Annotated in this window: 22 protein-coding genes; all 22 read right to left on the reverse strand. The window is 29.6% G+C overall.

Annotated features, from left to right (window positions below):
• Position 1: 1 nt before the first annotated feature.
• Positions 2–1,396, reverse strand: a complete 1,395-nt coding sequence (locus B3C18_RS03880) for an exopolysaccharide biosynthesis polyprenyl glycosylphosphotransferase (RefSeq protein ID WP_291142667.1) — start codon at positions 1,394–1,396, stop codon at positions 2–4.
• A gap of 57 nt (positions 1,397–1,453) precedes the next feature.
• Positions 1,454–2,803 carry an O-antigen ligase family protein gene (locus B3C18_RS03885; RefSeq protein ID WP_291142670.1) on the reverse strand — a complete coding sequence of 450 codons (1,350 nt, stop codon included), beginning with the start codon at positions 2,801–2,803 and terminating at the stop codon, positions 1,454–1,456.
• Positions 2,803–3,879 (reverse strand): glycosyltransferase, encoded by a 1,077-nt coding sequence (locus B3C18_RS03890; RefSeq protein ID WP_291142673.1) that lies wholly within the window; start codon positions 3,877–3,879, stop codon positions 2,803–2,805. Before B3C18_RS03890 ends, B3C18_RS03885 begins: the two co-directional genes overlap by 1 nt.
• A complete protein-coding gene (locus B3C18_RS03895; RefSeq protein WP_291142676.1) occupies positions 3,876–4,991 on the reverse strand; it encodes a glycosyltransferase in 1,116 nt (371 codons plus the stop codon). The genes B3C18_RS03890 and B3C18_RS03895 overlap by 4 nt, the downstream gene beginning before the upstream one ends.
• Positions 4,988–6,088, reverse strand: coding sequence for a glycosyltransferase family 4 protein (locus tag B3C18_RS03900; RefSeq protein WP_291142679.1), 1,101 nt, complete (start codon positions 6,086–6,088; stop codon positions 4,988–4,990). Before B3C18_RS03900 ends, B3C18_RS03895 begins: the two co-directional genes overlap by 4 nt.
• A gap of 21 nt (positions 6,089–6,109) precedes the next feature.
• Positions 6,110–7,255 (reverse strand): glycosyltransferase family 4 protein, encoded by a 1,146-nt coding sequence (locus B3C18_RS03905; protein WP_291142682.1) that lies wholly within the window; start codon positions 7,253–7,255, stop codon positions 6,110–6,112.
• A complete protein-coding gene (locus B3C18_RS03910; protein ID WP_291142685.1) occupies positions 7,256–7,906 on the reverse strand; it encodes a CatB-related O-acetyltransferase in 651 nt (216 codons plus the stop codon).
• A 13-nt stretch (positions 7,907–7,919) separates the two neighbouring features.
• Positions 7,920–9,305: a UDP-glycosyltransferase gene (locus B3C18_RS03915; protein WP_291142688.1), complete on the reverse strand. Its 1,386-nt coding sequence runs from the start codon at positions 9,303–9,305 to the stop codon at positions 7,920–7,922.
• A gap of 7 nt (positions 9,306–9,312) precedes the next feature.
• A complete protein-coding gene (locus B3C18_RS03920; RefSeq protein ID WP_291142691.1) occupies positions 9,313–10,194 on the reverse strand; it encodes a hypothetical protein in 882 nt (293 codons plus the stop codon).
• A complete protein-coding gene (locus B3C18_RS03925; protein WP_291142694.1) occupies positions 10,194–11,627 on the reverse strand; it encodes an MBOAT family O-acyltransferase in 1,434 nt (477 codons plus the stop codon). Before B3C18_RS03925 ends, B3C18_RS03920 begins: the two co-directional genes overlap by 1 nt.
• Positions 11,628–11,658: 31 nt before the next feature.
• Positions 11,659–12,792, reverse strand: a complete 1,134-nt coding sequence (neuC, locus tag B3C18_RS03930) for a UDP-N-acetylglucosamine 2-epimerase (protein ID WP_291142697.1) — start codon at positions 12,790–12,792, stop codon at positions 11,659–11,661.
• Positions 12,785–13,825 (reverse strand): N-acetylneuraminate synthase, encoded by a 1,041-nt coding sequence (neuB, locus tag B3C18_RS03935; RefSeq protein ID WP_291142700.1) that lies wholly within the window; start codon positions 13,823–13,825, stop codon positions 12,785–12,787. The genes neuC and neuB overlap by 8 nt, the downstream gene beginning before the upstream one ends.
• A 21-nt stretch (positions 13,826–13,846) precedes the next feature.
• The gene (locus tag B3C18_RS03940; RefSeq protein WP_291142703.1) at positions 13,847–14,506 is read right to left on the reverse strand and encodes a cytidylyltransferase domain-containing protein; all 660 of its coding nucleotides are present in this window, start codon (positions 14,504–14,506) and stop codon (positions 13,847–13,849) included.
• 13 nt (positions 14,507–14,519) lie between these two features.
• Complete coding sequence (locus tag B3C18_RS03945; RefSeq protein WP_291142707.1) at positions 14,520–15,614, reverse strand: glycosyltransferase family 4 protein; 1,095 nt, start codon at positions 15,612–15,614, stop codon at positions 14,520–14,522.
• Between the two features lie 18 nt (positions 15,615–15,632).
• A complete protein-coding gene (locus tag B3C18_RS03950) occupies positions 15,633–16,652 on the reverse strand; it encodes a glycosyltransferase (protein ID WP_291142710.1) in 1,020 nt (339 codons plus the stop codon).
• A 4-nt stretch (positions 16,653–16,656) separates the two neighbouring features.
• The gene (locus B3C18_RS03955; protein WP_291142712.1) at positions 16,657–17,547 is read right to left on the reverse strand and encodes a glycosyltransferase; all 891 of its coding nucleotides are present in this window, start codon (positions 17,545–17,547) and stop codon (positions 16,657–16,659) included.
• Complete coding sequence (locus B3C18_RS03960) at positions 17,532–18,320, reverse strand: glycosyltransferase family 2 protein (protein ID WP_291142715.1); 789 nt, start codon at positions 18,318–18,320, stop codon at positions 17,532–17,534. Before B3C18_RS03960 ends, B3C18_RS03955 begins: the two co-directional genes overlap by 16 nt.
• Before the next feature lie 45 nt (positions 18,321–18,365).
• Complete coding sequence (locus B3C18_RS03965; RefSeq protein WP_291142718.1) at positions 18,366–19,310, reverse strand: glycosyltransferase family 10 domain-containing protein; 945 nt, start codon at positions 19,308–19,310, stop codon at positions 18,366–18,368.
• Positions 19,311–19,344: 34 nt separating this feature from the next.
• Positions 19,345–20,487 (reverse strand): glycosyltransferase family 4 protein, encoded by a 1,143-nt coding sequence (locus tag B3C18_RS03970; protein ID WP_291142721.1) that lies wholly within the window; start codon positions 20,485–20,487, stop codon positions 19,345–19,347.
• 24 nt (positions 20,488–20,511) lie between these two features.
• Positions 20,512–21,360: a class I SAM-dependent methyltransferase gene (locus B3C18_RS03975; protein ID WP_291142724.1), complete on the reverse strand. Its 849-nt coding sequence runs from the start codon at positions 21,358–21,360 to the stop codon at positions 20,512–20,514.
• 26 nt (positions 21,361–21,386) lie between these two features.
• Positions 21,387–22,016: an acyltransferase gene (locus B3C18_RS03980; RefSeq protein WP_291142726.1), complete on the reverse strand. Its 630-nt coding sequence runs from the start codon at positions 22,014–22,016 to the stop codon at positions 21,387–21,389.
• 70 nt (positions 22,017–22,086) lie between these two features.
• Positions 22,087–23,025 carry a nucleotide-diphospho-sugar transferase gene (locus B3C18_RS03985; protein WP_291142729.1) on the reverse strand — a complete coding sequence of 313 codons (939 nt, stop codon included), beginning with the start codon at positions 23,023–23,025 and terminating at the stop codon, positions 22,087–22,089.

Raw genomic sequence — 23,025 nt, forward strand, 5'->3', positions numbered from 1 at the left:
ATTATTGGCCTCTGTAAAATAAAACAGTCGTAATTGTTTTAAAAGTAATACTTAAATCAAGGAAAACACTTCTGTGTTTGATGTAGTATAAATCGTATTGCAGTTTTATCAAACTTTCATCAATCGATTCTCCATAGGAGTAATTTACCTGCGCCCAACCGGTAAGTCCTGGTTTTATTACATGGCGAGTTTCGTAAAAAGGCATTACTCGGGCTATTTCCTCCACAAAAAATGGTCTTTCAGGCCTTGGGCCAATTACAGCCATATCTCCTTTTAAAATATTATAAAACTGCGGTAATTCATCTATTCTGGATTTACGCATGAATTTTCCAAATGGAGTAATTCTTTTATCATTAAAAACGGTAAAAACAGCACCGTTTGTTTCAGAAGCTTCAATCATGGTTCTGAATTTATAAATCTTAAAAACATTGCCATTCTTTCCAACACGATCTTGTGTATAAAAAAGACTGCCTTTGTTTCCGATAAGATTTGCGATAAAAATAAAAGGAATGAAAACCGTGCAGATTATTAAACCAGTAAAAGAGAATAAAAGTTCTATGAAACGTATTAAAAACAAATACAACTTATTGTTATTACTACGACTGAAAGGAAAGAAACGATAAAAATCCCGAGCGATATAATGCACTGGTATACGTTGTGTTTTACTTTCATAAACCTGCGTATATTCTCTAATAATATTTCCGGATTCCAGTAAATGAAGTAATTGCTGGTATAAATCGGCAGTGATTCCATCTGTTTTTTGGGAAGCAATTACTATTTCTGAAACGCTGTTTTTGATTACAAAATCTTCTAATTCACTTTTATCAATTTCTTTTACATAATGAAAATCAGAATTTGTTGTAGAAAGAGAATCAGAATTAACAAAACCAATAATTTTATAATGCGGATCAACATTTTCCAATCCTAATACTAATTCTTCTACCTGATCCTGATCGCATATTAAAACTACATTTTGCGAAAAACGATGTGATGCCAGAAAAAGTGCATAGAAAAAACGCCATAATAATACAACCAGCAATATTGTTAAATAAAAAATCAATATTATCAATCGCTGTTTTGGCAATTCTGGCGATAAAACTGGTGTAAGTAGATATACCAAAACAGTTGTAGAAACCGAAAGAACTACACTTTTAAGTATTTGAAACTGATTACTTGCAACCTGTAAATTATACATTTCGAAAATTGTTCCAAAAATGAACAAATAACCAATAAGTATAATGGGTCTGTAAATAATATCTATTTCTAAAGCAAAATAACGATAGTCAAAAAAGAAACTTAAAAAATACAATGCAGACAAAACGAAAACAGCATCAAAAGCAAAAAGCAAAACTTTTCGTTCTGAAATTTCAAAATGCATTTTATTAGTTGAACGCATATTATGGCAGGTTTAGGGGCTTAAACTTGGGAGCAAATGTATTATAAAAAACGAAACTTATTTTAGGTTATTACTTGTTTTTTCAGGAATTTTTATCTGAACGGAAAGCAGCATCATTGCATATACAAAAGCAGGGGCTGCGATTCGCATTGCTGCATGGTTTATTGTTAAAAGCCAAAAGACAAAAAAAGATAAGAAATACAAATGCTGCCTGTTGTTAATATAAAGCACAAATGGAGGTATAAAAAGCAATAAAAGTCCAAAAATACCAAATATACCATGCTCACTAAGCATTCTGGATATTTCATTATGTGAAGCAACAGCTTGTCCTAAAGATTCTTCACGTAATTTTTTACCAATTCCGGCGCCAACACCTAAAATTGGATTATCTAAAAAAAGTTTTAAATCAGCATCCATAATAGCTTCTCTTCCTCCTAATCTATCTTTTTTTACACGCCCTTTTGCATCCTGATTCGCATAACGTTTTTCGATAAGACCTCTTGTCTGTAATGAACTATATACCCAGGTTCCAACACCCATTGATCCGATTAAAACAAAGATCAAAATAAACTTCTTTTTTGCTCTTGCATTTGAAAAGTAATACAAAAAAAGAAGTGAGAGAACAATCATCGCCGCACCAGTAATAACTCCTCCTCTGGAAAAAGTTACTATTCCTCTATAACTAATGAAAATTAATATTAGAATATTCAATAAAACGATTCTTTTGGATTTTGAAAACAATATCAATTGTGTAAAAAAGATAAACATTCCTAAACCTAATATAGTAGAAACCTGATTAGGACCAAATCCCCCTGAAGTTTCAAAATTAGAACTTGTTCCGGTTACTACATCTTTTACGCTGGGGTTATATAAGAAAAGATAAATTACAGTTGTAATTATTGGCATTCCCATGGTAGTCAAAATATTCTGTAAATCTGTAAACAGAATTCTTCTTTTATACATATATATAGAAGAAATTGCCAAACAAAACGGCCCCGACAAATTAAAAACCAAGGCTTTTTTAATATCTGTATCTACATCAGCTTCAGCAAGTGCTATAAAAATACCCGGTATTAAAAAAATAATAAAGAGAACATAAATTAGGGCATTTATAGAAAAGTTGCTATAAATCATGCCCAAAAACATAAAAATAATTACGCAGAGTTTTATGTATTCATTATTTAAGTTACCACCTGTCATTCGCAAAAAAACCTCCGATCCAACCAAATATGCTGCTACAAAAAGCACTTCGTTATTTCTGTTTTTATTACGGCTAACAATATAAAGTCCCACAACAGGAATTAAAAGTGCATAAATTTTTGACAAAAAAGGAATGGCAAAAACTGCCAATGCAATTACAGCATGAATTAAAATTAAAAAACTGTAAGACAAGGAAAGTTTTTTCATTAATTTAATTTTTTATATTCAGACATTAATTTTTCGATTACAACTTTTTCTGAATAATTCTTCATAACTGATGTTCTAAAATTATCTGCCGCTGTCTTCCTAAACTGTTCTTCTTTTATCATTTTTTCTAGTTGTACTTTCAACTCTAAATCATTGAAAGGGCTAAACACTAACCCTGTAACTTCATGTTGAATAATCTCTGCACAAAAACCAACATTTGTTGAAACAACTCCTAAGTTGCTCATAGCATACTCTAATAATGCAACAGGGAATCCCTCTTCTGTAGAAGCTAAAACTCCTATATCTGCTTGAGATAATATATGTTTAACATCCTTTCTTTCTCCATACAAATGTATATGCTTTTCTAGTTCATGATGCTTTATAAAGCTTTTTAATGAATTTGAATATTCATCTAAATAATCTCTTCCAATTAAATGCAGTGTCCAATCTGAGTCTTGTAATTTTAAATCTTGAAAAGCTTTTAAAATTAAAATATGATTTTTAGGGTTTTTCAAATTTGCTAAAACAACAATTCGTTTTCCTTCTATACCTTTCAAATTTGTAATTTGATTATCATCTTTTTCCTCTATAGTAAAGTTAGGTATAAAAACTACTTTTTTACATAGCATTGTTTTCTGACTCCAGTTTCTTAATTGATAATTGACTACAAAAATGGATGAAAAAAAAACAGATAAAAAAATTAAAACTTTATTTTGTTTCCATGATTCATTAACGCGGCTTCCATAATGATCGTGCCATACAATTTTAATTTTAACAAAGGTTAATTTGACCAAAACAGCAGTAAAAAAAGAAGAACTATGAGCGTGAATAATAGTAACTTTATTTTCAAGTATATATCTTCTTAATTTAAAGATGACTTTAAAGTCTATTTTTCTTTTTTTGTTTAAAAACAAATAGGAAACATTCTCACTTATTTGATGAATTAACTCTCCTTCTTTTCTTGTCGCAATTAAGCCGGAAAAAGTTATTTCTTTTGAAAGTGCATTTGCATAATTAACAGCCATTCGTTCTGCCCCTCCAGATTCTAAAGAATCTATTAATTGTACTATTCTCATTTTTCTAACAGCTTTTTAATTTCAAGTTCAAAAATTTCTGTTGTATAATATTGAGACCAATCAGCAGCAGTTTTACTAAGTGCTAAGAAATTATTTTCGTTTAAAACATCATTAATTTGATTTACATCTTTCTCTAGATCCATTTCCAGCATAATACCTCTTTTTCCATGATCAAGCATATATGGAATGCATGAAACTTTTGTAGCTGCAGGAATGCAGCCCCAAAACATTCCTTCTGCAATAGCTTTCGGCCATCCTTCGCTTTTAGAAGGCAGGATCACAAAATGACTTTCCTGATATGCGGTTTTTACTATTTCTTTTGTTTGATTTCCATGTAGAAAAACAATACTGTCAAGTTTATTATTTGTTATGTATCGCTGCAAAACATTTTTTTCTGCACCATCACCATATAAATTTAAAATAACGCTTTTTCCTTTTTTAGCTAATCCTTCAACTATGTTTACTGCATACATAGGATTTTTTCCTGAGACTAAACTTCCAACAAAAATAAATTTTATGACAGGATCTAAAAACGGTTTTTCTGGTTGAATTTTCTCCAATTCTGAATAAGTCGCTGTAAAGAAAGGTTTAATATTTTTAGATTGTTTATCCCAGTCACCATAAACTAAAACTGTCATGTTTTTGGTCAAAAAAGTATTATTTAAAATACTTTTTTGTAATTTATAAGTCCATGGCTGTTTACTTTGAGGATCCCAATTTCCTGCATATTTTGCAGTTTTTATTTTCCCTGGAAATAATATTTGAACGAAGCAGCCTAGTAAACCCATATTCCCAGGACATCTTAAATGAATATGATCTGCATTTTTCATTGCCCAAAATATACTCCAAAGAATTACTGGAATTTTAACTATTGAGAATAATATATTCTTAAAACTGGTAAAGCTAAAATCAGATACTTTTCTAAATTCAATTTGGTTATGAATATAGGCAATATCGATCTCTGTTGGATTAGCTTTAATTAACGGGGCAACTATTATTACTTTATCTACATATTTAAACCAGATGTTCATTTCACGCACATAAGGTGCGTAACCAAAAAATTGCCCGCTATTTTCAACATGATTAACATTGGTAATAATTGCAAATTTCATTTCAATATTTCTTTAGAAAAATTAGAACAATATTTTTCTATACTAAATTTATCTAAGTAAGTTTTTCTGGAATTAACTGCCATTTTTGGCTGATGGATAAAACCATCTTCTACTCTTTTAAATAATAATTTTATAGATTCAATAGTTGGATCAAATTTGAAACATTCCTTCCCGTCTTCTAAATAGTGAGTTAAACCGGTTGCATTTGATATTAACAAAGGCGTATTATTCATCATAGATTCTAATCCAACTGTAGGTAGATTATCAATTTTTGATGGTATTATTGCGAAATGACTATTTTGAAGATATTGGTCAATCTCAGTATATTTTAGTGCGCCAAAATATGTGATCAAATTTTCGTCTTTGATTAATTCTTTAATTTCTGATTCTAAACTCCCGCTTCCGGCAATATTCAAAATAATCTTCGAAGACTGATTCTCTTTCTTATAAATTTTAAATGCTTCAATTAATTCTATTATCCCCTTTGAGTGAGCGAGTCTGCCTAAAAAAGAAATTACAATCGCATTTCCATCAATAGCTTTTGAATTCAAAAACCTATCCTTCATGGGATTTAAAACAACTAATCCTTTTTTAGAATGATAGTTTTTTTCAAAATCCGTTTTAGCCAATTCTGACGGACAAATGACCACATCACAAAACAGTTTATAAAATACTTTTTTTCTGAGAAATAAAATATCTTTTTTTAATTTCATCTTTTTATTATCTAACTCAATTTGTTCCATTAGAGTATGATAATAAGCAAATGTTCGGGTTTTATTTAATGATAATAATTTTGATATCCCAATAGTAATATTAGCTCCAACAAAGTGACCAATTACGGCATCGGGTTTGTATTTAAAATATAATGTGGAGAACCAGAAAGCATCTTTTAATGAAGTTGGCCGGTTTTCAGATGGCCATGAACATATTATTATTTCCCCTTTTTCTTTTTTGATGATTTCAGTTTCAGAGAAATAAGGTCTGTAAGAAATAAAAACAACTCTATTACCAAGGTCTGCCAAATAATTAGCTAATGAAAAACTAATTACGGCAAATGAATTTTCATTGTAATTGTGAGCTATTAAAATGGTTTTCATAAACCTAATTTATTTAATGTATTAAGTGATTATAGATTTGAAGAAATCAACATTTTGCTTAAAAATATGTTCTAACGCATATTTTTGAAGTACAAATTCCCTTGCCTTTTTTCCAATTGTTTTGGCTTCTTGTTCATTCGAAAGAAACCAAATAATTTTTTCAGCAATATCTTCAGAGCTATGCGGATCACATAATAATCCTGTTTTATAATCTTCAATAGCTTCCGGACCTGGACCTAATTTTGTAAAAACTACTGCTTTTTCCATTGCCATAGCTTCTGGAGCAACTAATCCCTGCGTTTCCATATGAGAAGGAAACACACAAACTGATGCTTCAGAATATGCCTGTGGAATATTAGAATAAGAAATTGCTCCGTGAAACCGAATGTCTTTTGACTGTTCTTTTAGTTTTGGTAATTCCTTCTCTTTTAACATTTCTATATATGATGTGCCGTCTGGAAAAAACCAATCTCTTCCATAGATTTCCAGCGTAGTATCAGGAAATTCTTTTTTTACAAAAGGAAAAGCCTGAATTAATTGACGTATTCCTTTTTTCTCACAAACTGTTCCTGCAAAGACAATTTTGTTTTGAACTTCATTTTTACCAATTGGTTTAAAAAAATCACTATCGATGGGATTGCTTATGTATGCTATTGGTTTATTATTATAACTCAAATATTTCTCAGTATGTTTTTTTACATATTGAGAAACTGCAATAAAAGCATCGGCTTTCTTAAACGATCTTTTTTCCTGAAACCCTTTCCATCTATTAATTTTTCTGTTTTCGCCTTCGGCAAAAAAATGATGCCCTCCATGAAGACGAATAATATATTTTATATCTTTTATTTTGGGTATAAAACCAAAACCCAGTTCAGAAGATTCTATAATTTGTATAGGATTCTGTTTATGAATTTCAATAATTTTTTGAGTTAAAACTTTTGAGTTAAAATACCATGAAAACCCTTTGACAGTACTTTTCTTTAGTCGATAAACATTGACTCCTTCTACAACTTCTGTTTCCTCGTTTGGAGTATAATTAATACCAATAACAGATACTTGAATATCCTTTTTCACTAATGCTGCTGCTAGTGTTTTAACAAAACTGCCAATTCCGCCATGTGGAAATCCTTGCTTTGGAAATTCGTTAGTTAGGAAACAAATATGCATTTATGAATGTTTTTTAATAAACTCCTCTATTGAAAGATAGAAATCATTTACAGATTGTTTTACCTTTTCATCAGACCAATCCCACCAGCTAATTTTATTCAAAGCATCAATAATTTCCTGATTGTGTTTGTATTTAATTATTTTAGCCGGAACGCCCGCCGCAATTGCATAATCCGGAATATCATTTGAAACAACAGCTCCAGACATGATTGTAACTCCATTTCCGATTTTCACGCCTGGTAAAATTGTCGCGTTCATTCCAATCCAAACGTCATTTCCTATTATTATACCAGCCTTTTTCGCTTTTATTTTTTCATTTATGTCACTGACTTTGTAAGCTATTTTGTTGATTATTACTTCATCATTTTTCTCCAAAATTTGATGAAACAAAGGAAATGAAGTAACTTCACTTTCTGTGTGAAAGCCAGAGTCGCAAATGAAATTTACATCATTTGCTATGGAACAGTATTTACCAATTTTTAAGCTCGAATCATTATACCATTTCCAGACAGAAGCGCCGTTATCGTAAGTTTTATTTCCAACAACTGCCCACTTTGCATCTTTTAAGTAGATATTATTTTTACCTTTTAAATAGTTATAGTAATTAACCCCTAAAAGGCGCCATAACAGTTTTCTAATGTATAGAATCATGAGCTTTTATTTTTTAAGTGTTTTTTATAACATTCGAAATGTTAGAAACAATATTATTTTCTTTTCCCGTAACAATTTTATACCAGTTTTTTAGAGGTGCTATTGAGTTCCAATTTTTTTTATCAATAATTTTATCGATAATCTCTTCTTTACTGTTGAGCCACAGTACTGCATTAGTATCTGGCATACTCTTAAAATGTTGAAATTGGTAAATTGTTTTTACTGACCAGTTTTTGTCATTTTGATTTTGTTGGTCATAATTAATAAAAACACAAGGTTTATCAAACTTCCCAAAATCAAAAGCCATCGTTGAGCCTACATTAACTACTATTTCAGAGTAAAATACGGTACTTACTAATAATTTAACATCTTCAAAAGTTGGATAAATCGTGTTCCATTCTTTTGAATTACTAAAATACCATAAAGGTGGCGCTTCTTTAATTAAATCTTTATGTTGCTTTATAATTGCTTCAAATCTTCCTGAAAAATCAACTGGACATCTTCTTAATAGGATTTGATATTCGTTCTGTAAATTTGCTTTAATAATTTCATGGGCTATATCTTTTAGATATGCAGGATCATCTGGAGAGGTTTTGGTATCATCACCAGAAAAACAGATAATTTTTTTATTTAAATCTAAATTATATTTTCTGTAGAAAGTTTCCTTATCAATTATATTATCTGGGTTATTATAAAATTCAAACTGCGGAGTTCCCGTAACATGAATATCTTCTGATGGAATTTCAGGATAATATAATTTTAATTCATCCTTCATATAATCAGACCACACTAAGTAATTGTTTGCTCTCAGCGCTAATCTTGCTTTTGGTAAATTATCCCATGAATAAATTACAGTACTTGTTTTAATTCCTAAATCTGCTGCTGCTGCAAAAACAGGAGCCGCACTTAAAGCTCTTTGATGCGAACAAAAAATATGATTAATTTGTGTGTCTTTTAAAAGATTTATTATTTCATTGTAAAATGGATTTTTGCGAATTGCTTTTCGATACATTTTTTCTAGTTTCAAAATGCTTGAATATTTTTTAAAAAAGATAGATGATACTTCAATTGTTTTGTAAAATATCTTTTTAGACAATCCCTTTTGGTTCCAGTTCCAATTGGTCAGTAAACTTGGATTATTGACTTTAGAATTATTATAATATAATCTCGAAAGACAGATTAATTCTCTTAAAAACTTCTCTTTTGCAGATTCTTTATAATTGGGAATTAAAATCTCTTCATTAATTGGAGTACTTTCTTTTATTGCGGTTATAGTTTCCGGATCGAAATTATGGAACAAAACTATATCTTCTTCTAAATTATCAAAAACATTAGAGTAAAGATAATTTCTAATACCAACACCATCTGGAAACAGCAATGCAATTCTATTTTTCTCCATTGAAAAATTATTTTTTAAAAAAATCTTTTAAAATTCTGGCAGTAAACATTTTTGCTCCAGTATCTGTCATATGTCCGCAAGATGAAAAATATTTATTTTCAACTACTGTGTTTTCATAATTATGAATTTCAGGATATGCTTTTTTTACCTTTTCAAAATAATTCATTCCAACAACATTTTCGCACATTGGCGTCATTACCGGAATAAAATTGATATTATGAGTCTTGCAGATATTTTTAATTTCTTCGTAATATTTGTTATGCGCTAATGGTTTTAAATTGACAATATTGTTTTTCATATTGCCATTTTTATGTTTTACAAGCGGGTAATATCCTAAATTATCCAACGCATTTGTCTGTTCGTTTTTTAGGATTTTAAAAGCTTCTCTAAACCCTATTTTACCATCATATTTTATATATCTATAAAATGGAACATAATACAGTTCATTAAAATCTGCTTCGTTTACAAAATGATTTCTGATCGTTTCTGAATTATGAATATAAGGCAAAAATTTTGCTGAAATTCCTTCGGCCTGATGATCGTTTGAAAGATTTAAATCGGCTTCGAGAATAACATTTTTTATTTCATATTTTCTTTCAATCATTAATTTTAACATTAATGAAGCTTCAAATAAATGCCCGCCGCTCATTCCGTAATTAAATGTTTTTAGTCCTTTATCTTCAAACATTTGGGCTACAAAATGGTTATTTGCTCTGGAGGAACCCAAAATAACAACATCGTATTTCTGAGCTTTTGAATTGAAAACTTTTTCAACTTTACCTCTATTATCAGACTGCATAAAAATATACGTATACAGTCCGTCTAGTAGAAATGCTATAATTACAGTTACTAAAATAATTTTAGTGATATAGATTAAAAACTTCTTCATTAAAATTGGAAATATATAAATTCTTTATAATCTGAAAAAGTTCCAAAAGCCATAATAGCTAAAATTGCCAGAGCGACTTTTAATGTGCTCCATTTTCCAGAAAGTGGTTCTACTTTACTGCGATTATTCCATTCGATTAAAACAAATATCCCAATCATAAGTAACAATTCGTAACTATAACGTTCGTTATCTAAATATTGAAAACTAAAATCTTTATTGGTAATAATTCGTTTTAAATACGAAACAGCATCTGTAATAGTTCTAGCTCTAAAAAATACCCAGGCAACACAGGTTAATAAAAATGTGTAAAGTATACTTAATAGTACTTTAAAAGAATCGAAATTAAACTTCAATTTAAAGGCGTCTATATTATTTCTGTTGCTGTTTGAAAGAAGCAGCGGTAAAAAATAAACAGCATTTATAAATCCCCAGACAATATAAGTCCAATTTGCTCCATGCCAAAAACCACTCACAACAAAAATGATAAATGTGTTTCTAATTTTCATCCAAAGTCCGCCTTTACTTCCTCCTAACGGAATATATAAATAATCCCTAAACCAGGAAGAAAGTGAAATATGCCAGCAACGCCAAAACTCTGCTATATCTCTTGAAAAATAGGGATAATTGAAGTTTCGTAATAAATCTAAACCAAACAATTTTGAAACTCCAAGTGCAATATCTGAATATCCTGAAAAGTCTCCATAAATTTGAAAAGCAAAATATACAGCTCCCAAAATAAGTGAGAAGGAATTCATGGAAGTATAATTATCAAAAATAGCATTTGCATAAGTTGCGCACGTATCTGCAATAATTACCTTTTTCACTAAACCCCAAATAATTTGATAAACTCCTTGTTTTGCATTTTCTAAATCAAATTCGCGTTTAACTTTTATCTCTGGAAGTAAATGTGTTGCTCTTTCAATTGGGCCTGCAACGAGTAATGGAAAGTAACTTACAAATAAAGAATAGTCTACAAAATTATATTCGGCTTTTATCCTTTTAAAATAGATATCTATTACATAAGAAAGTCCGTGGAAAGTGTAAAATGAAATTCCGACAGGCAAAATGACCTCTAATAATAATGGGTTTGCTTTTAGACCAGCTGAATTTAATAATTCAGAAAATGATGTTGCAAAAAAGTTATAGTATTTAAATATTCCTAAAAAACCCAGATTGACCAGAATGCTTAACCAAAACCAAAATTTTCGGCTTTTTTCAGATTTCCCTTTTTCAATTTGAATTCCTGTATAGTAATCAAGGAAAGTTGAAAAAACTAAAAGAAATAAGAATCTCCAATCCCAACAAGAATAGAAATAATAGCTGGCAATAATTAATAAAGCATTTTGCGTGCTTTTGTTTTTATTAAAAACAAACCAATACAAGAAAAAAACGATTGGTAAAAAGATAGCAAATGCTATAGAATTAAAAAACATAGGTATTTAAAGTGGTATTAATAAAAAGACATTATATATCTCTAAATTGTTTTTGGTGATTGAGCTGCCAAATATCGTCTTTCTTTATTGATTGCAAAAACAATTCATTGCTGTTTCCTTGTCCAAAATCATTTTCTGAAACCTGAACTTTATGAGAATCTATTTTTGAAAGTGCTTCTTTTATGTTTTTTTCTAAGTAATCCACATTCATAATATCTGCATGAATGGCTCTATTTTGCTGGCGGGTTCCTATGTTTATAATTGGGATTCCGTAATAAGGAGCTTCACGAATTCCGGCGCTGCTGTTACCTATTATAAATTGACTATTTTTTAATAATGTTAGAAAATACTCAAATCTAAGAGAAGGAAAAATTCTAAATCGTTTATTTTCTTCCAGTCTTTTAAATTCATCGATTATGAATTGACTTCCTAAATCATTATTCGGGAAAATAACAATGTAATTATGATTATCCTCCAGTAAACAATCAACAAAAGTAGCTGCATAATCTTTCATTGAGTTAAATTCTGTTGTAACTGGGTGAAACATTACAACAGCAAATTTATTAAATGGAATTCCGTAATATTCTTTAGCTGTTTCAAGAGATGGCAAATTACTAGAAAACATAATATCGATATCTGGAGAACCAATAGTAAATATAGATTCTTTTACTTCTCCCATTTGAATTAATCTCTTTGCGGCTTCCTTGTTAGATACAAAGTGTATGTGACTTAGTTTACTAACACTATGACGAATTAATTCATCAACAGTTCCTGAAACTTCGCCGCCTTCAATATGGGCAACTAAAATATTATTTAAAGATCCCACAATAGCACCGGCAAGAGTTTCTACTCGATCTCCGTGTACTACAATCATATCTGGATTTATTGTTTTGCAATAATTTGACAATCCTTCAATGGTTTTTGCCAATGTCAAATCCATTGTAGTTTCGTGCGTATGATTTTCGAAAGTAAAAACATTAGTAAAATTACAGCGCTCAATTTCTATAAGAGTGTATCCATAAATTTCCTGCAGATGCATGCCGGTAACAAAAACAAAAACTTCAAAATCCTGTTGTTCTTCAAGGGTTTGGATTAATGATTTTATTTTTCCGAAATCAGCACGGGTACCGGTAAGAAATAATATTTTTTTTGGAGAATTACTCAAAATCAGTAAAATCTAATTGTTCATCATTTTCAATATCTCTGGAAGCTGTTTTACCTAACAAATCATTAAAATGTTCCGCTAAAATTTTACCAGTTCCCGGGCGTTTAACCCAGATATTTTCCTTAGATAATACTTCTCCTTTTTTAATTGGTTTTATAGCGCAAACTGTAGCAAAAGCAAAATCAATTGTAACTTGTTCTTCAAGAGCAGGTTTTTTAGTTCCGCCACGCATTAAGGCAATTTCTGCACTTGAAACAATTAATTCGCCACATGCTTTTTCATCCATACTGCAAACAATATCCGGACCTGTTCGCTGCATATGATCTGTAAAATGTCTTTCTAAAATACTTGCTCCAAGAGCGACTGCACCTAAACAAGCATTATTATTAAGAGTATGATCGCTTAATCCGAATACTTTATTTGGAAAAGCTTCGTGAAGTTCTACCATTGCACCAAAACGAACTAAATGAATGGGAGTAGGATATAAATTTGTGGTATGCAATAAAGCAACCGGAATATTATGTTTATCGAAAATCGCAACCGCTTTTTGAATACTTTCGATCGTATTCATTCCTGTACTTAAAATTACAGGTTTTCCAAATGAAGCAATATGTTCTAACAAAGGATAATTATTACATTCTCCCGAACCAATTTTATATGCCGGAATATCAAATTTTTTCAGTCTTTCAGCAGCTGCTCTTGAAAATGGAGTTGAAATAAAAATCATGCCTTTACTTTCCACATAATTTTTTAATTCTAACTCTTCAGATTCGTTTAATGAGCATCTTTCCATAATCTCATAAATAGAAACATCTGCATTTCCCGGAATTACTTTTTTTGCTGCGCCAGACATTTCGTCTTCTACAATATGAGTTTGATGTTTTACAACCTCAACTCCGGCACGATGTGCGGCATCAACCATTTCTTTGGCAACCTGTAAAGAACCTTCGTGATTGATTCCGATTTCTGCAATAACTAATGGTGGAAAATCTGGCCCAATTTTACGACCTGCAATTTCTATGTATGGATTCATTATTTTTTAAAATTTGGGGTTTTAATGTTTTTGATAAAGGTATCTCGCATAATCTAAATCATCGGGAGTATCAATATCAACTTGTGCAAAAATATGATTTACTTCGAATGGAAAAGCATTTTCTGAAATAATAATATCTTCTAGAATTAAAGAAGCTTTTGAAATATAAAGTAATCCGTTTTCAAAAAAAAGAGGTTCCAGATCCTGACTTCTTTGCCCGATAGTATAATTAAAAGGCTGGAATTTATTATTGATAATTTTTCCAAATTTTTGATGATTTCTTGAAACTGTAAATATGCTGTCTAAATTATTATTTTGATATTTTTCGAAAACTTCTTTTAATAAATTTTCAGGGCGCAATGGATTTGTAGCTTGCAATAAAATAACATTTTCTACATCTGAATCAATAGACTTTAAAACATGTTTTAAAGCAGAAACCGTTGGCTCCATATCTCCCGAAATAGAAATTGGTCTATCGATGACTTTCGCACCAAATTGCAATGCTATTTTTTTTATTTCCGCATCATCAGTTGAAACATAAATATCCTCTATTATATCACTATTTTCTTGTGCATACACTATTGAATGAGCAATTAAAGGTAATTCTCCCAATAATTGAATATTTTTTTCAGGAATTCGTTTCGATCCTCCGCGGGCTGGTATTATAGCTATTGTTTTCATTTGGTTTCTTTTTTCAATCTAATCTTGATTTAGCTTTTTCAATGATTTCATTCATACCTAAATTCCATGCTTCTGTGGTATATAAATTTTCCGGAAGAGGATCAAACTTTAATGGTTGTTCCATAAATTCAATTATAGCATCTTCCCAGTTTGCTATAAAATGCGGGGCTTCAATTAATTTTCCAAATCGCCCATTTTGAACAACTTCAGATACTCCGCCCACATTTGAGGCAATACAATAACAACCGGAATGCAATGCTTCAGTAAGACTTAAAGGAAATCCTTCCTGACAAAGAGAAGAGAACAAATAACAATCAGCACTTTGCAAATAAGATGCAATATTCTCATTTGGAATTCTGCCTAAAAACTTCACTCCTTGCTGCTCTTGTTTTGGTTCACATCCTATCACCCATAATTCGATATTTTTATATTTTATAGAGATGTTTTTCCAAGCTTCGAGTATAACGTGCAAGCCTTTTTTTGGTCTATCTTGCGAGCACCAAACAAATACTTTTTTATCCTTTACACCAAATTGATCTTTTAATTGATCTTTTGTTGAATTTTCAATTTTAAAGAATTTCTTATTATCAATTCCATTATGCAAAATCGAAACCTTAGCTGGTAAAGCCGTATAATACTCTTTGTGAGCCAGATATGATTTATAAGTTAAAAGAACCAGTTCATCTATTGATTCAAAAAAATAATTGGCTTTTTGATTGTCAAAAAAAGGTGGATAACTATGATAAAAAAATTGAATATAACAGTTAGTGCGAATTTTTCTTTTCTTCAAAAAATCTACAACGTGTTCAACTAAATAAAAGTTATCTACTATTTGAATAATAAATTTTTCTTCATTATTCACGATTTTGTCTAAAGCTTTTATATATGATAAATATCTCTTTTTAGTAAATTTTCTAAAAGCTTTTGTTAGGAAAGTGTTTTTTACAAAACTGTATTTGATATTGCTAAAAGAACTAGTAGGTTGTTCACAAACAATATAATCTATTTGGTTAAGTGGAGAACAGATGTAATTTTTATACAAAGTTGTCCAGCTCCCTATCTTTGAATAGGGTAACGGTAATTGAGAGATTAAAATTGTTTTTGCCATTTAATTAGAGTTGCTTTTTTAATAATGCTTTGCTTCTTCTTTTGTTAAGCCTTTATATATTAAAAACTTCTTTTTTATGCTTTTGTGAAAGATAAATCTATAAAACAGATCATTTTTTATCCATGAGATTATCTTTTTTTCTTTTTGCTTATCAAATTGAATTTCTTCTACTATATCATCGGATGAAATTATGGTTTTTTCTAATTTTTGCGACATCCATTCTTCTTCAGTATTGCCCATATGGTACACAAAATTATCTTCTGTAGATAATCGCCAGAATCCATTTCTTACCACTGTTTTATCGAGAATTTCGTCTTCACTATTTCCTCCCAAACTATAGTCTGAATATAGAACACCAAGATTAGAGAATACATCTGATCTGTAAGTCGCTACAAAATGCCCTGCTCCAATAACTGCATTTAAATTTCCGTCAGAAAGGGTCAGATATTTTTCTAAATGCGGGCTTTTATAAAATTTAGGATTTCCAATACTATTTGCGAAATATTGTAAGGCTTTGGGATTTTTTACGGGAGTGAATTTTAATAGATTAGAGAAAAGATTCTCAAAAATTACATTTGCTGTTTTATTGCTAAATGATTTTGGAGAAGGCGTTGGACAAACTGCTCCTGCTTTTGCAAAGGCCTTAAATACTTCATAAGTTGCATTTTGCCATCCATTTAAAAACAATGCATCTGCATCTGCAATTGTAATAAGTTTAAATTTTTGTCCTGTTATTCCTTTTAAAACAGCATTAATTTTACCAATATTCGAAGTGTGAATTAACTCATGTATCTTTTTATCATGATACAGGTTATTTAAATACTCTACTACTTCATTATTACTTCCGTTGTTGACGATTGTAAAATATGTTTTATTATGGCAGGTTTTAAACAGTGACTCTAAGCAATATTGAAGAATTTTAAAACTATCTTTAAAATATCCTTCCTGATTGGGTATATAAACGGGTATTATAACTTGATGAAAAAAGACATTATCTTCCTGTACCTTATCTTTATTTGGATTATAGCCTACTCGCATCTTGTTATCTTTTTATTAAAATAAAAGTAAGTAATTTTAAATTTCTCCATTTGAACATCCAAAATGGATTTAATTCAAAAAGATTACGGACAGATTTATAACTAAACTTCTTAATCATTTTAATCTGCATAGCGCAAAGATTATTTAAAAGTATCTTATATTGGATATTATCTATGATTTTTTCAGAATTGAATTTAGTTAGCACCTTTTTTAAAAACAATGAAAGATCAGCATATCCTTTTGCTTCTGTAGAAATGTTATTATTATGAACTCTGTATTGAACTAATGGTTCGTCAACGTAATAAAATTTGGTAAAAAAAGAACATCTGATCCAGTATTCAGCATCTTCCCCTGCAGAAGGCATTTTTTCATTAAATAATCCTACTTTATCTACAATCGATTTATTTAAAAGAACCGAAGGAGTCATTAAAGTCCAATTCCCCATCATTTTCATAGAAACATTTCCGTGTTTTACATCTATAGATCCTGGTCTGCCAGCTATCTGTGATTGAAGTATACCATTTTCATTAATTACCTGACAGCAGCCATGAATTAGACCAAACTCTGGATTTTGTTCTAAAATATTAACCTGAGTCTCAATTTTATTAGGAAGCCATAAATCATCATCATCTATAAAGGCAATGTATTTACCTTTTGCAAGATTAATTCCTGTATTTCTTGGTTTTGCCGGACCTCCGCTATTTTCAATTTTAATATATTTTACTTCTTTGAATGTTTGACAGAGAAGTAAATTTTTATCATTTGGCGTACCATCATCTATAACAATAATTTCTAAATTTTTATAGGTTTGATTAATGATACTTTCAATAGTCAATTTAAGAAATTCTGTCCTATCGTAAGTGGGAACAATTATGCTAACTAACGGATACGACATATTTTTTTTATCTTGTTTTTAACTCTTTTCATTAAACCAAAAAACGTTTTTTTACGAACTTGATTTAATTCTTGCTGTAATTGCAACATTTTTTTATAGTCATCATAGTAAATACCATAATGATTTTGAAGCATCTTATCACATTCTAATAAATGTTTTTCTTGATGAGATTTATCATTACTTACTCCTTTTAGATCAAAGACCGTAAGAGGATATTCAATATGTTTGAAAATAAACTTATTGCTTAAAAAACATTTGATAAAAAAATCTCTATCAGAAACTACCTTATATTGCTCATCATAATGTCCCATTTTTTCAAAAACTTCTTTTTTAAAAAATGTACTTTGATGCGGCAAAGAAGTGCGTACAAAATATAGTGGAGATAAAGAATCGGGGAATATTTTGAAACCGCTTTCAAATTTGTAATCTCCATAAATAATATCTCCTTTAAAATCAGAATGATTTATAAAATCTTTTAAAGAAGTATTTCCATTTAAAAAATCGCCACTGTTTAAAAATAATAAAAACTGACCATTTGCTGCTTTAATACCTTTATTCATGGCATTATAAATACCATTATCTGGCTCACTAACCCAAAATTGAATAGATTTTTCCTGACTCTTGATGTATTGCTTACTTCCGTCGTTACTTCCTCCATCAATCACTATGTATTCAAAATCTGTGAATGTTTGTGACAATACAGATTGCATAGTAGTTTCTAGACCTGCTCGATTATTAAAATTAATAGTAATGATGGACAAGTATGGCTGCATAGTTTGGTATAGTTAAATCCCAGTGATAAATTTCTAACTGATATACTATTTAATAAACAATATTCTCTTAATTGCTTTTTTTATATTTTTCTTATACTCTGTATTCATCAAGTGAAGTAATTCTCTGTAAGTTTTCGCTTTAGGTTTTTTAGGTGATTTTATAACAGTATCAATTATTTCTAAAACATCTTTTCTAATTTTAACCGGTGAATCAATTTTTTCATTAAATACGGGCTGAGATAATATATCAAGTGCAATTTCCGGATTTTTATCAATTTCTAACAGTCGTTCTATAAGAGCTTCTTCTGTTTCAAAATCATGATAATTTAAAAATCTCTTAGTATTAAACTCTTTACCTACATGTTTATTTCCCCAATAAATTGGAATACTGTCAACAAACATTGGTTCAATAATTTTTTCTGTTGTATAGCCATCATGGCATTCGTTTTCAAAAGAAATTACAAACTTATATTCTTTTATAAATTCTTTTTTATTGGGCACTGGTCCTCCAACATTATTTAATACTTTGCCCCCAGAGTCAACCTGAATATATGTTGATAGTTTATGAAAAAAATTAATTCTGTCTATAGCGTTTGGATTAGAAACAACCATACAGCATAATTTCTTTTTTTGGCTCCAGCTTTCTGCTAATTCATTTCTGGATTTAATTTCAGAAATTTTGTTATTCATATTGTCTTCATCTATGTACAATAGATAAAGCGGCAGTCTGTAATGATCTTCTCTATCATTAAAATCAAAAGTGAAAGCAAAATCACAAGCAGAAAAATTTGGTCTGGTGTTTTCTCCTGTAAAATAAATTCTTTTGCATTTATATTTGAGATATTCTGTGCCAAAACAAGAGTAAAAAAGCAAATCAGGATTTACCTCGTCTATAATCACATTATAACGTTCTGATAATAAATTGTAGAAATAATTATTCGTTTTATCTAATGGCCAAAAGTCAACGAAGTTAATTCGTACTTCTTTCATTTCTGATAGATTTTCACTTATCATATAAATTTTCTTATTGCTTAATTGATGTCGTATAAGCTTTTTTATAAACAGCTAAACATTCTGCTGCTGCTTTTTCCCAACTAAATTTTTTAACTTGATCTAATCCTTTTATTGAAAATTCATTTCGTAAAATAGGATTTTGAACTAATGAGTAAATTTTATTTTTTAAATCTTCTGGATTTCCTGTTTCATAATATACTCCTGCTTCGCCTGCTACTTCTGGAAAAGAACTATGTTTTGATAAAACTACCGGACATCCGCAAGTCATTGATTCTAAAACCGGAATTCCAAATCCTTCATATAGCGAAGGAAAAGCAAAACAAATTGCATTTTTATAATAAATTCCTAATTCATCGTCCTTAAATTCTCTCTGAATAACTTGATTTTCCAGACTTAATTCTTTTAAAAATTCCTTTTCTTCGTTATCAAATTCGCCTCCACCGGCACACAACAAAACTAGATCACTATTTAATTTTAAAAGTTCTTTTATAGAATTTACCAAAAAAATAAAGTTTTTATAATTAGCTCTGGTACCTACAAACAAGATATATCTTTTTGGAAGGTTATGCGTATCCGCTTCTACAATTTTTATTGAACAGCCATGATAAACTACATCAATTTTAGATTTATCAATATGCGGATATATTTTGATAATGTCGCGCTTTGTGTTTTCTGAAACGGCAATAATTCTTGTTGCTCTTTCCATTAGCAGCAATTTATTAGTACTAATCGATGAAATTACTTCTTTCTGATCTTCAAAATAATGTGGAAATAATTCATAAATCATATCATAAATTGTCAACACAAAAGGCTTTGAGTCTATCAATTTTAAAAAACTTACATCATAATATGTTGGAATAAAAACATCAAAGTCTTTCTTTAAAATTGTTCGTTCAAAAAATTTATCATTTCGTTTTCGTGTTTTTTCAAAACGACGAATTTTAAATTTTTCAAGTAATTTTATATATAATGAATATATTTTTTGTTTAAAGGTTACTAGGTTACTTTCGTTATAGTAAATATTAGAAGTACCATATAGAGGAATTTTGACCTTATTATTTTTAGAAAGTCTTGAAAATATTTCTGTGTAATATCTGGAAATACCTCCATATTTTTGCAAATTGAATGTTTGTGGATGTACTAAAATTTTCATTTTGGCTTTATAAAATTAAGTACGTTAGTTATTGTTATTAATTTTATTTATTATCATATGATAATCTTTTTCCAGTAGACTTTCTGAATGAATTTGATTTGTTTTCTGATTCTTAGAATGTTCTAATTTTCTAATAATTTTATAAAGCCCTCTAACAACAAAGGATTTTTTATTTTTATTCTGCCATTTTTGAAAAGGGTTTGAAACCAATTTCTTTTTTGTCAAAATGTGAAGGTTATTTCCATTTGAATAAAAATGACAATTCAATTTTTCGGCTATTATTTCCAATGATTTTATATTATAAAAAGCAACGTGCTGTCCTGTTTCTTTTGCAAAATATCTCCAGTCTTGTATTGATTTTATTTCTATTTGTGGCTGTAATTCTGTCGAAAAAAATATAGAATCAGAATAATCAAACATTTTTTCAATTTCTTCAAAAGGATTAACCAAATGTTCAAAAACTTCAAAGGCAGTTAGCAGTTCATATTTATCGGTATTGGTTTGATCTGTTACATCAAAATATTGTGCGAAATAATTTTCACAATAAAAATCTTGTCTGTAAAAATCTAACCCCTTATCTCTCATTAATCTTACGAACAAACCATATCCGCCAGCAAAATCAATAAACTTTGCTTTATAATTAAAGTAATTCTTTATAATCCAGTTTGTAATATTTTGAAGACTTAAATTTCTGGCAACTAATCCAATATCTGTCATTGCAATAACAGAAGAATAGGATTCTTGCAACCAAAAAGGCTCTTCGGTTTGGATAAAACCACAGTTCTGGCACTTGAAATAATCTATTTCGTATTTGTTTAATATTTTGCCAGAAAATATTTTCTCTGAATTAGATTTACAAATTTTACAATTCATGAATTCTTTGTTTGCTTTTTGTGTTTTTATCTTTCGTTTTCAGGAATGGTTCTTATAACTACAGCTGGATTTCCGCCAACAACTGTCCAGTCAGGAACATCTTTTGTTACAACGCTTCCTGCTCCAATTATTGCTCCTTCACCAATTGATACCCCTTTTAAAATAATACTATTAAATCCAATCCAGGCTTTATTCTTAATCTTAATTTTCCCTCTCTTAATATTATTCCAATCTTTATAAAATCCACCTATTTTATTTTCTTCTAAACCTTTCTTCCATTGAGATAGATCGTCTTTTCTTTCTGACCAGACAATTGAATGAGAATTATTATCGATAAATGTGCATCCCCAAGAAATCAAAACGTCATCGCCAATTTCAATTTCATCTATACAAATAAAAAGCCCGCCACCAATAAAAGTTCTATTTCCAATTTTTATTTTCCCTTCCTGAATTTCAAAAATATAATCGCCTTTTATGATAGATTCATTACCTATTTCTAAATATTTTTTTCCCTCAAAAGGTTTTCTCACAAATATATTGAGAGAGGAAATGTCGGAAGAGGGCGCAGATAAAATATACTTTGACTTATTAGACTGTAAATCAATGTTTTTTATACCCAAAAATAATTTTATTCTTTTCTTTATCTTTTTTAGCATGAAAAATGATTTTTGAATTCAATTTGAAATGATCCCATAATTAAAATAATCTTTTGATTGCTATTAAAAATCAGCCTTTTGATTTTTTTAAATATTTAAATCCTTTTTTAACGATATTAAGCACTGCGTTTTTAATACCTTTCTTATTGCTAACAATTTTAAAACAAACATCTGAAATATATCTATCTATATTTTTGTTAACTTGGATATTATTAGGGTGAATAATATTTCCTATGTTTTCTGTTGGTAAATTTTCAAATTCACTTGATCCAGTTGTGTGTGTTGCATTTATTCCAAATCCTAAATTAGATACAAGATTTACGTTTGGAGCAATCACAATTCCCTGATTATTCCAAATAGAAAAGCTCCATTGATAATCCCATGTATCGATCTCTTTATTTAAAACTTTTTCGAATATAGGAATCCAATAATTTTTAAATATTACTCTATTATCAATTCTATTTATTAGATTATTGGTTTTAAAGTTTTCTAAATGTTTTAAATTAAAATCGTATTGCTTCCAAGCTCTTCTCCAACTTGCCCATCCCCAAACAAAAGCATAATTAGAGAAAAAATAAGAAGAATTATCAACTCTCTTTTCACTGTACAAATTACTTCCGTTAATTGCATAAATATTTTCGTCTTCTTTATATTTTTCTAATAACTGTTGGCAATAATTAAAAAAGGAAGGATGTGGCAAACAATCATCTTCTAATATTATTCCTTGTTCTACATTATCAAAAAACCAAGTTATAGCTTGAGAAACTGCGAGACCACAACCTAAATTTTCATCTCGAAATAATGTTTTCACTTCACAATCCCAATCTATGCCTTCAAGAACTAAATCTCTGGTTATTTTACATTTTTCAGCATCCTGAATAACATTTGATCGTGCTCCGTCTGCAGCAATGAATAAATATTTAGGTTTTTGTTTCTTTATCTCATCAAAAACTACTTTTGTAGTATCGGGACGATTGAAAATAAGGAATAATATAGGGGTTTCAAACAT

The organism is Flavobacterium sp. UBA7680, assembly GCF_002482975.1.
In the GTDB taxonomy this organism is placed as follows: Bacteria; Bacteroidota; Bacteroidia; order Flavobacteriales; family Flavobacteriaceae; genus Flavobacterium.